Origin of the sequence: Streptomyces sp. NPDC089799 (assembly GCF_040684755.1) — a bacterium.
Taxonomy (GTDB): domain Bacteria; phylum Actinomycetota; class Actinomycetes; order Streptomycetales; family Streptomycetaceae; genus Streptomyces.
The window spans coordinates 255576-268580 of record NZ_JBFBGR010000005.1; the positions used below are offsets into that span (position 1 = coordinate 255576).

Here is a 13005-nt window from a genome sequence, read left to right on the forward strand (position 1 = left end):
AACGGCCGGCGGGGCGGTGTGCCCACGCGTCCGGCCGGGCGGCGGTCGGGAGGGCGGGCGTCAGGTTTCGGCGGATCCGGCGCGGGCGGCCAGTCGTTCCAGCACGGTGACGGCCTCGGCGGCCCGTTCGGCGGGAACGAGCAGGTGGTCGTGGTGGTAGCCGGCGATGACGTTGCAGCTCAGCCCGTGCGCGGCGAGTTCGGCGGCGAAGGCTCCGGTGAGGCCGACCGCGTCGAGCGCGGAGTGGACGCGGAGGGTGATCCACCCGGCGACGTGGTCGTACGGCAGCCCGGCCGCGTCGGCCTCCTCCTGACGCAGCACCAGGGTGAGCCCTTCGGGTTCCCGCACGGTGGCCGCGGGCCGCAGCCCGGCCGGCACCTCGGCGCCCTCCACCGTGGTGAAGACGTACCTCTCGTCCAGCAGTTCGGGCCGCATGCCGCTCAGCAGCCGCTCCAGGTCACGCTCGGCCATCACGCACCCACCGTACCCGGCGGAGCGGGCGGGCTCCGGCCGACCCGCGGCACCGGGCGCGCGCACGAATGCACTCGCGGCAGGAGCATCGAGTGTCCGCCGGCACGAGGATTCTGACTCCGCGTCGACTGGTCATTCACTCCGCGTTGATCGGCGCTGCGAGGGAAACCTCAAGCCTTGCTTAACTGGCTTGACTCGACGGCTCGGCGTCCACCTACACTCCACCCTCGCCACTCTGGCGATCAAGGTTTCTGGAGGATATTCATGACCAACATTCGGCGCGTGATGGCCGTTGCGCTTCCCGCTGCGGCCGCCCTGGCCTTCAGCGTGACTCCGGCACAGGCCGGCGTCGGCATTTACTGCACGGGAGAGGCCAACTGCGGCACCTTCTATTACAACTCCGGCCTGAGCGGATCGCGCACGACGTTCACCGGCAGCGGCGGCATCAACGGCAGCATCAGCGACCTCGCGGGCTACAAGTTCCTGGACTCGGGTGCCGGCAAGGGCACGCCGGTGAAGAACGGCGCGGCCTCCTTCTACAACGGCAGCCCCACCCCGACCACGATCTTCTTCAACAGCGGCTACAACGGCGCCTGCGACACCGTCGCCCCGTACACGAACGCCAACCGTCTGGCGAACACGTACAACAACAACGCCGCGCTGGCGTTCGGCGCGTCCGGCTCGAACTGCTACAAGTTCAACTGACGGGCTGACGGGTAAACCGTTCCTTCTTTGCATGCAGGCCCCGTGTGACCTCCCTCATGGCCCGCACGGGGCTCAGCAGGAGCAACCAGATGAGACGTTTGGTGCCAGCCATGCTGGCCATGATCGCCCTGGTGGGGTGCACGGCACAGGGATCGCAGGATGACGGCGACCCGGCGCGGTCGAGCCGCCCCACCAAGGATTCCGAGGCGGCGAAGGGGTCCTATACGTACCGCCTGCCCATCGCCGCGTACAGCTACACGGACGCGGAGTACGCCTCCATCGGAGCGGCCGAGCACATGCTGGCACGTACCTGCATGGCCCGCTTCTCCCTGACCTACCAGCCGCCCCCGCCGAATCCGCCCCAGCCGGTCGCCGACCGCCGGTACGGCCTGTCGGACGAGAAGTCCGCCGCCCTCTTCGGCTATCGCATGGATCCCAGCGAGGCCCCGAAGCAACCCGCGCAGGTCGACGCCGACGTACGCGCCGTTCTGTACGGCAAGCGGGAGGACGGGTCCGCGCCCGCCGAATTCCGGGGGCAGAAGGTCCCGGAAAACGGATGCCTCGGACAGGCCCAGAGCGACCTTCGCAAGCAATACTCGGATCCGGAAGGAGCCGAGGCCGCCAGCCGGATATCGTCGCAGAGCTACGAGCAGTCCATGCAGCGGCCGGAAGTACAGGCCGGCTTCAGGAATTGGTCGGCATGTATGCAGAAGAATGGATACACATACGCATCACCTCGTGATCCGTTCGCTGCGCAGGAATTCCGCGAAGGCCCCGTGACGGAGCGGGAGAAGGCGACGGCAGGCGCCGATGTCGCCTGCAAGCGCCGGACCGGCCTGCTGGACGTGTGGTTCACCGAGGAGTCGAAGCTCCAGACGGCGATGATCGCCAAGGACCGGCAACTCCTCCAGAAGCTGCAGGACGTCCACCGGCAGAAGGTCGCCGCGGCGAAGGCGATCCTCGCGAAGGGCTGAACCCGCCTCCCGGTGGTCCGGGTCGAAGACCGCACCCGGACCACCCGGTGATCACGACCCGGTACGCCTAGGTGAGGTCGAAGTCACCGCCGCGGGCGCCGAGGACGAACGCCCGCCACTCGTCCGGCGCGAAGATCAGCGAGGGGCTCTCCGGGCGCTCGCTGTTGCGCAGGGCGATGAATCCCTCGACGAAGGCGATCTGTACGTCGCCCGCGCCCCGGCTGCTCGACTGCCACTCCGCCCCGGTCAGATCGAGGTCCGGCTTGCCCCAGCCGGCGAGGGGCTGCGAAATCGTGCTCTCGGCCACGTGGTGCTCCTCCCGTACCGCATGTGTCGTCGTCCGGGGGCAAGGTTAACCACAGCGGGCGGTGCCGGACAGGCCACGGTGCGTCACTCGCGCCCCTCGTGGCCGATCCGGCCCCTTCCGCGGAATTCCCTTTCCGTGCACGGCCGTTCGACGCGGCCCGGCGCCGGCCCTGGTCAGGAGGACGGCGGTTCGGCGCCCACCAGCCACATCGCGAAGAACTGGGCGCCGCCGCCGTACGCGTGGCCCAGTGCCCGGCGCGCCCCCGGCACCTGGTGCTCCCCGGCCTGCCCGCGCACCTGGAGCGCGGCCTCGGCGAACCGGATCATGCCGGAGGCGCCGATGGGGTTGGTGGAGAGGACCCCGCCGGACGGGTTGACCGGAAGGTCCCCGTCGAGTTCGGTCACCCCGGCCTCGGTGAGCTTCCAGCCCTCGCCCTCCTCCGCGAAGCCGAGGTTCTCCAGCCACATCGGCTCGTACCAGGAGAACGGCACGTACATCTCGACCGCGTCGATCTGCCGGCGCGGGTCGGTGATCCCCGCCTGCCGGTAGACGTCGGCGGCACAGTCCTTGCCCGCCTGCGGGGAGACGAAGTCCTTCCCGGCGAACAGGGTGGGCTCGCTGCGCATCGCACCGCCGTGCAGCCAGGCCGGCGGGCGCGGGGAACGGGCCGCGCCCGCCCGGTCGGTGAGGACCATCGCGCAGGCGCCGTCCGAGGACGGGCAGGTTTCGGAGTACCGGATCGGGTCCCACAGCATCGGGGAGGACTGCACCTTCTCCAGGGTGATGCCGTGCTCGTGCAGGTGCGCGTACGGGTTCTTCAGCGCGTTGCGGCGGTCCTTGTACGCGACCAGGGAGCCCACCGAGTCGGGGGCGCCGGTCCGCCGCATGTACGCCCGCACGTGCGGGGCGAAGAAGCCGCCCGCGCCGGCCAGCAGCGGCTGCTGGAAGGGAACGGGCAGGGAGAGCCCCCACATGGCGTTGGACTCGGACTGCTTCTCGAAGGCGAGGGTGAGGACGGTCCGGTGGACCCGCGCGGCCACCAGGTTGGCCGCGACCAGGGCGGTGGAGCCGCCGACGGATCCGGCGGTGTGCACGCGCAGCATCGGCTTGCCGACGGCACCGAGGGCGTCCGCCAGGTAGAGCTCCGGCATCATGACGCCCTCGAAGAAGTCCGGGGCCTTGCCGATGACGACGGCGTCGATGTCGGCCCAGGTCAGTTCGGCGTCGGCGAGGGCGCGGGTGGCCGCTTCGCGGACCAGTCCGGCGAGGGACACGTCGTGGCGGGCCGCGACGTGCTTGGTCTGGCCGATGCCGACGACCGCCACCGGTTCCTTCCCCGCCGCCGGTACGGCCGGTGCCGCTGATGCCGCCGGTGCCGTGGGCTCTGTCATGACTCCCCCTCGAGGACGGCCACCAGGTTCTGCTGGAGGCAGGGGCCGGACGTGGCGTGGGCGACGGCCCGGTCGGACTCGCCGCGGTGGATGCGGGCGGCGGCCTCGCCTATGCGGATCAGGCCGGCCGCCATCAGGGGATTGGCGGCCAGGGCGCCGCCCGAGGGGTTGACGGTGACCGAGTCGTCCAGCCGGAGTGCCTTGCGCAGCACCACCTCCTGCGCGGTGAACGGCGCGTGGAGTTCGGCCGTGTCGACGGGCCCGTCGAACAGTCCCGCGTGTTCGGCGGCGGTGCGGGACGACGGGGAGTCGGTGAGGTCGCGCAGGCCGAGGGAGTGCGCCTCGATGCGGTGGTCGATGCCGGTGATCCAGGCGGGGCGCGCGCACAGCGCGCGGGCGGTGTCACCGGCCGCGAGGACCACGGCGGCGGCGCCGTCGCCGATCGGCGGGCAGTCGCCGGTGCGCAGCGGCCGCACCCGGTAGTCGCCCTGCGGGACGGTGCCGCGGAGCTGGGCGTGCGGGTTGTCCTCGGCGGCGGCCCGGCTGCGGGCGCCGATGGCGGCGAGGGCCGCTTCGTCGCTCTCGCCCGCGTCGACGAGGGCCTGGGCCTGGAGGGCGGCCAGGGCGACCGAGTCGGGCCACAGCGGGGCCAGGTAGTACGGGTCGAGCTGGCGGGTGAGGACGTCTCGGAGCGGGCCGGGCGAGGACTTCCCGTACGAGTAGACGAGCGCGGTGTCGGCGTCGCCGGTCTGGAGTTTCACCCATGCCTCGTAGAGGGCCCAGGCGCCGTCCATCTCCACGTGGGACTCGGAGATGGGCGGCCAGGCGCCGACGCCGTCGAGGGTCATGGTGAAGGAGAAGGCGCGCCCGGCGAGGTAGTCGGAGGATCCGGAGCAGGTGAAGCCGATCTCCCCGGCCTTCAGGCCGGTCTGCCGCAGCACCTCGTGCAGCACCGGCATGACCATCTCGACTTCGCTGAGCTCGTCGGTGCGGCGCAGGTGGTCGCTCTGCGCGAAGGCGACGACCGCGACCTCGCGCGCGTATCGGGTGCGGCTTGCCTTGCGGTTCCGGTTCGCGTGCGCGTGCGCGTCGGTCACAGCAGCTCCTTGTACGTGTCGTACGCGGCGTCGGGTTCGCCGGTGGGGCGGTAGTGGTCGGGGTGGCCGCCGCCCTCGGTCCACACGGGTTCGACGCGGAGGCCCATCCGGACCCGGTCGTAGGGGATGCCGCCGATCCGCCCGTGCAGGGCGAGGCCCGCCCCGTCCAGGGCGATGTGGGCGTAGACGTACGGCACCTCGATGTCCAGGTTCTTCGCCTTGATGTTGACGATGCAGAAGGTGGTGACGGTGCCCGCCGGGCCCACCTCCACCCGGTCGGTGGTGGCGACCCCGCAGGTGGGGCAGGCGCCGCGGGGCGGGACGTACACCTTGTGGCAGGAGGGGCAGCGCTCGCCGACGGTCCGCCGCTCGGCGAGGGCGTTGATGTACGCGGTCTGGGCGCGGCCGGGGCTGTAGGTGTAGTCGAGCCGGGCGGGGGCGACGATGCCGGTGACGGGATCGTCGAAGGTGCCGTCGTGCGGGGCGGGTTCCGCCGTGGCGGAGGGGGCGTCGGCCGGCTCGAAGCAGGCGATGTCGGTGATGGCGCCGGTGCGTTCGGCGGCCCAGCGGATGCGGACGCGCATGCCGGTGCGCACGGCTTCCGGGCCGGGCGCGTCGAGGGCGTGCAGGAGGGCGGTGCCGGCGCCGTCGAGCCGTACGAGGACCCAGGCGAAGGGGGTGTCCAGGGGCTGGTTCGGGCGGGGGTGGTCGTTCCAGGCGAAGGTGGTGACGGTGCCGGTGGGGGCGACCTCGACCAGTTCGCGGAGCTCCTCGGCGGTGACCGGGTCGTACTCGACGGGCGGGACCATGACGGTGCCGTCGGAGGTCTTCACACCGAGCACGGTGCGCTCGCGCAGGCCGGTGAGGAAGGCGCTCTGGACGGGTCCGAGGGACCGGGTGAAGGGGAATTCCACGACGAGGGGGGCGCGGAGCAGGTCGGGCGGGGGCGCGGCTTGGGTCATGGCTGGTCTCCGAATCTGCGGTTCCCGCCGCTGCGGGCTGCGGGGCGTGGCGGACGGTACGACGGGCTGCACCACCGGCTGCGGGCCGCACCGGCGGCTGCGGGCTGTGGCGGATGCTGCGGCGGCTGCGGGCCGGACGACGGGCGGGCCTGCGCGTCGGGCCGGACATGCGGCGGTGGCCGGGGGTGCCGATGGGCCCGCCGTTCAGGCCCGGCGGTACACCGGAGGGCGTTTCTCGGCGAAGGCCTTGGCGCCTTCCTTGGCGTCGGCCGTGTCGAAGACCGGCCAGCCACGGCTGAGTTCGGAGGCGAGCCCGTCGGTCTCGGTCATCTCGGCGGTCTCGTACACCGATGCCTTGACGGCCTCGACGGCCAGCGGACCGCACGCGTTGATCTGCTCGGCGATCTCCAGGGCCTTCGCCAGCGCGGTGCCGTCCGGGACGACATGGCCGACCAGACCGACCCGGGCGGCCTCCTCGGCGGTGTACGGGCGGCCGGTGAGCAGCATCTCCAGCGCGTGGGTGCGCGGGATCTGGCGCTGGAGGCGGACGGTGGAGCCGCCGATCGGGAACAGGCCGCGCCTGACCTCGAAGAGGCCGAAGGTGGCGCCCGCGCCCGCGACACGGATGTCGGTGCCCTGCAGGATCTCGGTGCCGCCGGCCACGCAGTAGCCCTCGACGGCCGCGATCACCGGTTTGCGCGGCCGGTGGTGGCGCAGCATCGCCTTCCAGTGCAGGTCCGGGTCGGCCTTCAGGCGGTCCCGGTGGTGGTCGCCGTCCATGCCCTTGCCGGCCAGGGCCTTCAGGTCCATTCCCGCGCAGAAGTCGCCTCCGGCGCCGGTGAGCACGATCGAGCGGACCTCGTCGTCCTCGTCGGCCTCCAGCCAGCCGTCGTGGAGCCCGACCAGCAGGGGCAGTGAGAGCGCGTTCTTGGCCTCGGGCCTGTTCATGGTGAGCACCAGTGTGGCGCCCTGCCGTTCCACGGTCAGGTGTTCCGTCCCACCCATTGCCGTCCTCCCGTCCTCAAGACTAGAACAGGTTGCAGGAGGGGCGGGTGCAGTTCAATAGCTTTCTGACGCTCAGTCAGATTAATTCGCCGAGCCCCTTCCCAGTTGGAGTGGGCGGCGATCTAATGACCGCCATCGGCGGGCCGGGGGCAGCCGGGTCAACACAGGGCACGGGATCAGGAGGAACGGTGGAGTACAACCTTGCCGACCTTTTCGAGTCGGTGGTCGACGTGGTGCCGGACCGCGAGGCCCTCGTGTACGTGGACCACCCCGGGAGCGGAGCGGAGAGCAGGCTGACGTACCGGGAGCTGGACGACGCGGCCAACCGCCTCGCCCACCACCTGCTGGACAGCGGCCTGCGGGCGGGCGAGCACCTGGGGCTGCACCTCTACAACGGCGTCGAATACCTGCAGACGGTGCTCGCCTGCCTCAAGGCCCGCCTGGTGCCGGTGAACGTGAACTACCGCTACGTGGAGGAGGAGCTGGTCTACCTCTACAACGACGCCGACCTGGCCGCGCTGGTCTTCGACGCGGAGTTCACCGGCATGGTGGCGGCGGCGCTGCCGCAGACGGAGAAGCTGCGGCACCTGGTCCGGGTGGGGGAACCGCCGGCGGACGCGCCGTCCCTCGACGTGGTGGAGTTCGCCGACGCGGAGGCCGCCGGCTCGCCGGGGCGCGGATTCCCGCCGCGCTCCGCCGACGACCTGTTCATCATCTACACCGGCGGCACCACCGGCATGCCCAAGGGCGTGATGTGGCGTCAGGAGGACCTCTTCTTCGCCGGGCTGTTCGGCGGGGCGCCCTCGGGCGAGCCGGTGAAGCGGCCGGAGGAGCTCGCGGAGCGGGTGGCGGCGGGCGGCGCCGGGCTGACCTTCTTCCCCGCTCCCCCTCTGATGCACGGCACGTCGACGCTGACCTCGTTCGTGGCCTTCAACTACGGGCAGCGGATCGTCATCCACCGCAAGTACGCGCCCGAGGAGGTGCTGCGCACCATCGAGAAGGAGAAGGTGTCGAGCATCTCCCTGGTCGGCGACGCGATGCTGCGGCCCCTGATCGACGCGTTGCGCGGACCGCTGCGGGGCACGGACATGTCCTCCCTGTTCAGCATCTCCTCGTCCGGGGCGATCATGTCGGAGACGGTGCGCGCCGAACTCCGGGAGCTGGTGCCGAACGCCCTGCTCCTGAACAACTTCGGTTCCTCGGAGTCCGGTTCCAACGGGAAGGCGACGGACGACTCCGGGCCGGAGAAGGGCTTCCGCCTGGAGGTGAACGAACGGACGGCGGTGGTCGACCCGGTGACCCACGCGCCGGTCGCGGTCGGCGAACCCGGACGCCTGGCGCAGCGCGGCCACGTACCGCTGGGCTACTACAACGACCCCGCGAAGACCGCGGAGACCTTCTTCCGGCGGAACGGCGAACGGTGGGTCCTGCTGGGCGACATGGCCACGGTCGACGGCTCGGGCATCGTCACGGTCCTGGGACGCGGCTCGCAGTGCATCAACACCGGTGGCGAGAAGGTCTATCCGGAGGAGGTCGAGCAGGCGCTGAAGGCACACCCGGACGTGTACGACGCGCTGGTCGCGGGGGTCCCGGACGCGAAGTGGGGCAACCACGTGGCGGCGGTGGTCCAGGTCCGCCCCGGCGCCGACGCCCCGACCCTGGAGCAGATCCAGACCCACTGCCGGACGAAGCTGGCGGGCTACAAGATCCCCCGCCAACTGGTGATCACCCCGGAGATCCGCCGTTCCCCGAGCGGCAAGGCGGACTACCGCTGGGCCAAGGCGGTCGCCGCGGCGGCCGACACGGCCGGCCCGGAGGCGTAGCCACCCGGCCCGGGCCCGCCCCGCGCCTTCCATGCCCGGTCCGCGCCCTTCCGCACCCGGTCCGCGCCCTGCTCGCAGGCCGACCGGGCCGGGCCGGGCCGGGCGCGGGTCGCGCGGCCGGCATGCCGGGGGTGCCCGGAGCCTGCGGAGGCGGCCGTACAGACCCTAGAGCTTGCCGCGGAGTTCGGCGGCCAGGTTGCGGGTGCGCTCGGCGAGTTCCCGGCGATCCGCGGAGGAACCGGCCAGTGCCCGGACCTGCGCTTCGGTGAGCCGGTCGGGTCCGGGGTCCTCCAGCAGCCGGGAGACCTCGGCGAGCAGTCCGACCAGCCGGCGCGCGTCGGCTGCGCCGAGGTGCACCGAGACCGCGGGATCGATGACGGACATCGCCGCTCCTCCCTTCGGCGGAGGTCTCCGAGGATTCGGAGGTCCGAGAGAATTCGGAGGTCCGAGAATTCGGAGGTCTCTGACGCCTGTGAGATCTCCGAGGTCTCCCTACCGACGGTACGCCGGGCCCGCCGCCCGCGCTTGGCGCGCTTCCCGCGGCCGCCCCCGGAACTGCCGCGCGCGGTCGGGACGCCTCGTTCCCGGCCGTCAGCCGCCCGTGGCGAGGAACCGCTCAGCCCGCGCGGCGAACCACGCCGGGTCGTCGAGGAAGGGGAAGTGGGCCGCGCCCGGCTGGACGGCGACGGCGCCCCGCGGGAAGACCGCGGCGATCTCCGCGGCCAGCACGGGCGGAGGGTTCCCGTCGAACTCCCCCGCCAGGACCAGCACCTCCGCGGTCACCGCCCGCAGCGCCTCCCGGGTCGCGGGCGGGTCGAAGGCCCCCGGCCCGGAGTAGGCCAGGGCCGCCTCCTCGTTCTGCTGCCGCTCGCCCGCCTCCGCGTCCGCCCGCGCCGTGTCGTCCCAGCGGCCGTAGAACACCGGCATCGCCCGGTCCCACAGCTCGTCGTCCTCGTCCTCGCCCGCGAGGATCCGCTCGTACGCCGTCACCGCCGCGGCGAATCCGGGCACGGTGTCCTGCCGCAGCCGGGCCGCCGCCAGCCGGTGCCCCGGGGTGGCGGGGAGGCCGAGGGCCGTGGCGTTCGGGGTGACCATCAGGAGCCGCCGAAGCCGCTCCGGGTGCGCGGCGGCGTACAGCTGGGCCAGGAGCCCGCCGGCCGAGTGGCTCAGCACGTCCATGCGCTCCAGGCCGAGGTGGCCGCGGAGCGCCTCGACGTCGGCGACCTGGCGGTCCACCCGGTACGTGCCGCCGTCGGCCGGGGCGTCGGAGTCGCCCGTGCCGCGGAGGTCCAGCAGGACCAGGCTCCGGGTGGCGGCGAGTCCGCCCAGGTCGCCGAGGTACTCGGCGGCCCGCATCGGCCCTCCGGGCAGGCAGACCAGGGGTTCGCCCCGGCCCTCGACCCGGTAGGCGAGCCGGGTCCCGTCAGTGGTGGTGAAGATCGGCATGGGGCCATCAAAGCAGCGATCACCCGTTCGAGTCATTGAATATGCGGGCGCGGTCCGGCAAGCTACCGAATGATCGGTCGGTTGGCGTGAGGGGGCGACGGCATGAACGCGACGCACGGGACGGACGAGGGCGAGCGGCTGGGCCGTGACGAGCTGGAGGCGCTGCAGCTGGAGCGGCTGCGCGCCACCCTGCACCGGGTCTACGACCGGGTGCCGTTCTACCGCGAGTCCTTCGACAAGGCGGGAGTGCGCCCGGAGGACTGCCGGTCCCTGGCCGACCTGGCCCGCTTCCCCTTCACCACCAAGGCGGACCTGCGGGAGAACTACCCCTTCGGGATGTTCGCCGTGCCACGGACGGAGGTCCGGCGCATCCACGCCTCCAGCGGCACCACCGGACGGCCCACCGTGGTGGGCTACACGGAACGCGACCTGGAGGTGTGGGCCGACGTGGTGGCGCGGGCGATCCGCGCGGCCGGCGGCCGGCCCGGGGACGTGGTGCACATCGCCTACGGTTACGGCCTGTTCACCGGCGGCCTCGGCGCGCACTACGGCGCCGAACGGCTCGGCTGTACGGTCGTGCCCGCGTCCGGTGGGATGACGGACCGCCAGGTCCGGCTGATCCAGGACTTCCGCCCCGAGATCATCATGGTCACGCCCTCGTACATGCTGACCCTGCTGGACGAGATGGAGCGCCAGGGCATCGACCCGCGGACGACCTCGCTGCGCACGGGCATCTTCGGGGCGGAGCCCTGGACGGAGGAGATGCGCCGGGAGATCGAGGAGCGGCTCGGCATCGACGCGGTGGACATATACGGGCTGTCCGAGGTGATGGGCCCCGGTGTCGCGCAGGAGTACGCCGAGACCAAGGACGGCCTGCACGTCTTCGAGGACCACTTCCTGCCCGAGGTGGTGGATCCGGTGACCGGCGAGGTGCTGCCGGAGGGCGAGCCCGGCGAGCTGGTGTTCACCTCCCTCACCAAGGAGGCGATGCCGGTGGTCCGCTACCGCACCCGCGACCTGACGAGGCTGCTGCCGGGCACGGCCCGGCCGGCGTTCCGGCGGATGGAGCGGATCACCGGGCGCACCGACGACATGATCATCCTGCGCGGGGTCAACCTGTACCCGTCGAACATCGAGGAGATCCTGCTCCGCACGGCCGGAGTGGCGCCGCACTTCCAGCTCCGGCTGACCCGGGAGGGCCGGATGGACGCCCTGACGGTCCGCGCGGAGGCCCGCGCCGGGGTGGGCACCGCCGGGCGCGAGGCCGCGGCGGCGGCCGTGGTGCGCGCGGTCAAGGAGGGCATCGGGGTGTCGGTGGCGGTGGAGATCGTCGACCCGGGGACCCTGGAGCGGTCGATCGGCAAGATCAAGCGGATCGTGGACCTGAGGGACGCATAGCAGGCGTGGCCGGCGCGGCCCTGGCGGCGTCGGGCATGGCCGGCGTGTCGGGCGTCGCGGACATCGTGGGCGCCATGGGCGCCATGGGCATCACGGACATCGTGGGTGTCGCGGAGGTCGTGCAGGTCGTGGGCGGCACCGGCGCCGCCGGTCGGTAATCCGGCAGGGCCATCGTGTTGGTGGCTCTCCTGCCCTCCTCCATCATCCGGTGGAGGATCCGGGGCCGCCCGAGCAGGGCGTTGCGGGTGCGCAGGCCCCAGGGGGTGCGGGGAGCGAGGAAGGGGCCGGTCCGGTCGCCGCCTTTCTGGCAGCGCTCCGCGTAGGGCCGGAGCAGCCGCTCGTAGCGGGCGAAAGCGGCGCGGTGGTCGGGGTCGGCGGCCAGCTCCCCGGCGAGGACGTGCGCGGCGACCATGCCCGTGCCGGTGCCCATGCCGCCGATGGTGGCACCGCAGGCGGCATCGCCCACCAGGGCGATCCGGCCGGCGGACCAGGAGTCGACGTCGGCCCGGCTGATGGAGTCGAAGTACACCTCGGGGGCGTCTTCGAGGGACCGCAGGAGCCGGGGGACCTCCCAGCCGAGGCCGGCGAACGCCTCGGCGAGCAGGGCCTTCTGCCGGTGGAGGTCCTGCCGGGCGTGGCCGGGTTCCGGGGCGGCGAAGAGGAAGAAGGCGCGCGCCCGGCCGGGGTGCCGGTGGTCGGTGCCGGCACTGGCGAGCCGCCCGGGGGCGTTGAGGCCGACGGACCCCTCGCCGAAGACGAGGCCGAGGTGGTTCGGGAGGCTCCAGGTGGCCGCGTAGTAGCCGAGGTGGCGCACGTACCGCTCCTCCGGTCCGAAGGCGAGCCGGCGGACGTTCGAGTGCAGGCCGTCGGCGCCGATCACCAGGTCGTACGCCGCCGGCTCCGCGTGGCGGAAGGTGACGCGGACTTCGTCCCCGGTGTCCGTCAGCGAGGTGATCGAGTCGCCGAAGCGGTAGGCGGCGCAGGGGAGGCTGTGCTCGTACAGCACCCGGACCAGGTCCCCGCGCAGGACCTCGAGGTCCCCGCCCGCGAACTCGGCGGGCAGGTGCAGCAGTTCACTCCCGCCCTCGTCTACGAAGCGCATGGGACTGCCGCCGGTCCCCACCGCCCGCAGCCGGTCGAGCACGCCCGTCCGCTCCAGCACGGTGAAGTGGGTGTCGCCGCGGAAGTCCACGGCCTGACCGCCCTCGCGCAGGGCCGGGGCGACCTCCACGACCGTGACCTCGAAGCCGTACCGGCCGAGCCAGTGGGCGAGGGCGGAACCTGCGATGCCCGCACCGGAGATGAGGACGGTACGGCCGGTACGTGTGCTGCGGGACATGGACTGCTCCTCGGGTCGGGTCGGGTGGAGTCGGGCAGCGCCGCGGGCCACATCAACTGTGTCCCATGGACGCAATTTCTATGTGTG

General features: G+C 72.3%; 13 protein-coding genes. 4 read left to right on the forward strand and 9 right to left on the reverse strand.

Features of this window, described 5'->3' with window-relative positions; translation table 11 throughout:
• Positions 1–60: 60 nt before the first annotated feature.
• Positions 61–474 carry an ACT domain-containing protein gene (locus tag AB0O36_RS07170; RefSeq protein WP_365105271.1) on the reverse strand — a complete coding sequence of 138 codons (414 nt, stop codon included), beginning with the start codon at positions 472–474 and terminating at the stop codon, positions 61–63.
• 261 nt (positions 475–735) lie between these two features.
• Between AB0O36_RS07170 and AB0O36_RS07175 the strand changes: the two genes are divergently transcribed.
• Both AB0O36_RS07175 and AB0O36_RS07180 read left to right on the forward strand, forming a co-directional pair.
• On the forward strand, positions 736–1176 hold the full coding sequence (locus AB0O36_RS07175) for a hypothetical protein (RefSeq protein WP_365105273.1): 441 nt from the start codon (positions 736–738) through the stop codon (positions 1174–1176).
• A 110-nt stretch (positions 1177–1286) separates the two neighbouring features.
• Positions 1287–2150, forward strand: a complete 864-nt coding sequence (locus AB0O36_RS07180) for a hypothetical protein (protein ID WP_365105276.1) — start codon at positions 1287–1289, stop codon at positions 2148–2150.
• 67 nt (positions 2151–2217) lie between these two features.
• On the opposite strand, the gene AB0O36_RS07185 is transcribed toward AB0O36_RS07180, so the two are convergent.
• The 5 genes from AB0O36_RS07185 to AB0O36_RS07205 form a co-directional block, all read right to left on the reverse strand.
• A complete protein-coding gene (locus AB0O36_RS07185; protein ID WP_365105279.1) occupies positions 2218–2457 on the reverse strand; it encodes a DUF397 domain-containing protein in 240 nt (79 codons plus the stop codon).
• Between the two features lie 173 nt (positions 2458–2630).
• Positions 2631–3848, reverse strand: a complete 1218-nt coding sequence (locus AB0O36_RS07190) for a thiolase domain-containing protein (protein ID WP_365105281.1) — start codon at positions 3846–3848, stop codon at positions 2631–2633.
• Complete coding sequence (locus tag AB0O36_RS07195; RefSeq protein ID WP_365105284.1) at positions 3845–4945, reverse strand: thiolase domain-containing protein; 1101 nt, start codon at positions 4943–4945, stop codon at positions 3845–3847. The genes AB0O36_RS07190 and AB0O36_RS07195 overlap by 4 nt, the downstream gene beginning before the upstream one ends.
• Positions 4942–5907 carry an OB-fold domain-containing protein gene (locus AB0O36_RS07200; RefSeq protein WP_365105286.1) on the reverse strand — a complete coding sequence of 322 codons (966 nt, stop codon included), beginning with the start codon at positions 5905–5907 and terminating at the stop codon, positions 4942–4944. The genes AB0O36_RS07195 and AB0O36_RS07200 overlap by 4 nt, the downstream gene beginning before the upstream one ends.
• Positions 5908–6111: 204 nt before the next feature.
• Positions 6112–6912 carry a crotonase/enoyl-CoA hydratase family protein gene (locus AB0O36_RS07205; protein WP_365105289.1) on the reverse strand — a complete coding sequence of 267 codons (801 nt, stop codon included), beginning with the start codon at positions 6910–6912 and terminating at the stop codon, positions 6112–6114.
• 188 nt (positions 6913–7100) lie between these two features.
• Between AB0O36_RS07205 and AB0O36_RS07210 the strand changes: the two genes are divergently transcribed.
• Complete coding sequence (locus tag AB0O36_RS07210; protein ID WP_365105291.1) at positions 7101–8735, forward strand: acyl-CoA synthetase; 1635 nt, start codon at positions 7101–7103, stop codon at positions 8733–8735.
• Between the two features lie 165 nt (positions 8736–8900).
• On the opposite strand, the gene AB0O36_RS07215 is transcribed toward AB0O36_RS07210, so the two are convergent.
• On the reverse strand, positions 8901–9119 hold the full coding sequence (locus AB0O36_RS07215) for a hypothetical protein (RefSeq protein ID WP_365105294.1): 219 nt from the start codon (positions 9117–9119) through the stop codon (positions 8901–8903).
• Positions 9120–9326: 207 nt separating this feature from the next.
• Positions 9327–10181: an alpha/beta hydrolase gene (locus AB0O36_RS07220; protein ID WP_365105297.1), complete on the reverse strand. Its 855-nt coding sequence runs from the start codon at positions 10179–10181 to the stop codon at positions 9327–9329.
• Positions 10182–10283: 102 nt separating this feature from the next.
• Here AB0O36_RS07220 and paaK point away from each other — a divergent pair, with 102 nt between their 5' ends.
• Complete coding sequence (gene paaK, locus AB0O36_RS07225; protein ID WP_365105300.1) at positions 10284–11579, forward strand: phenylacetate--CoA ligase PaaK; 1296 nt, start codon at positions 10284–10286, stop codon at positions 11577–11579.
• On the opposite strand, the gene AB0O36_RS07230 is transcribed toward paaK, so the two are convergent.
• Positions 11548–12918: an FAD-dependent monooxygenase gene (locus AB0O36_RS07230; RefSeq protein ID WP_365105303.1), complete on the reverse strand. Its 1371-nt coding sequence runs from the start codon at positions 12916–12918 to the stop codon at positions 11548–11550. The two genes, paaK and AB0O36_RS07230, sit on opposite strands and share 32 nt — an antisense overlap.
• Positions 12919–13005: the final 87 nt, after the last annotated feature.

Excerpts from the sequence above, each read along its gene's own strand:
- AB0O36_RS07215 (WP_365105294.1), bottom strand. The coding sequence starts at position 9,119 with ATGTCCGTCATCGATCCCGCGGTCTCGGTGCACCTCGGCGCAGCCGAC.
- AB0O36_RS07175 (WP_365105273.1), top strand. The coding sequence starts at position 736 with ATGACCAACATTCGGCGCGTGATGGCCGTTGCGCTTCCCGCTGCGGCC.
- paaK (WP_365105300.1), top strand. The coding sequence starts at position 10,284 with ATGAACGCGACGCACGGGACGGACGAGGGCGAGCGGCTGGGCCGTGAC.
- AB0O36_RS07230 (WP_365105303.1), bottom strand. The coding sequence starts at position 12,918 with ATGTCCCGCAGCACACGTACCGGCCGTACCGTCCTCATCTCCGGTGCG.
- AB0O36_RS07180 (WP_365105276.1), top strand. The coding sequence starts at position 1,287 with ATGCTGGCCATGATCGCCCTGGTGGGGTGCACGGCACAGGGATCGCAG.
- AB0O36_RS07200 (WP_365105286.1), bottom strand. The coding sequence starts at position 5,907 with ATGACCCAAGCCGCGCCCCCGCCCGACCTGCTCCGCGCCCCCCTCGTC.
- AB0O36_RS07205 (WP_365105289.1), bottom strand. The coding sequence starts at position 6,912 with ATGGGTGGGACGGAACACCTGACCGTGGAACGGCAGGGCGCCACACTG.
- AB0O36_RS07190 (WP_365105281.1), bottom strand. The coding sequence starts at position 3,848 with ATGACAGAGCCCACGGCACCGGCGGCATCAGCGGCACCGGCCGTACCG.
- AB0O36_RS07220 (WP_365105297.1), bottom strand. The coding sequence starts at position 10,181 with ATGCCGATCTTCACCACCACTGACGGGACCCGGCTCGCCTACCGGGTC.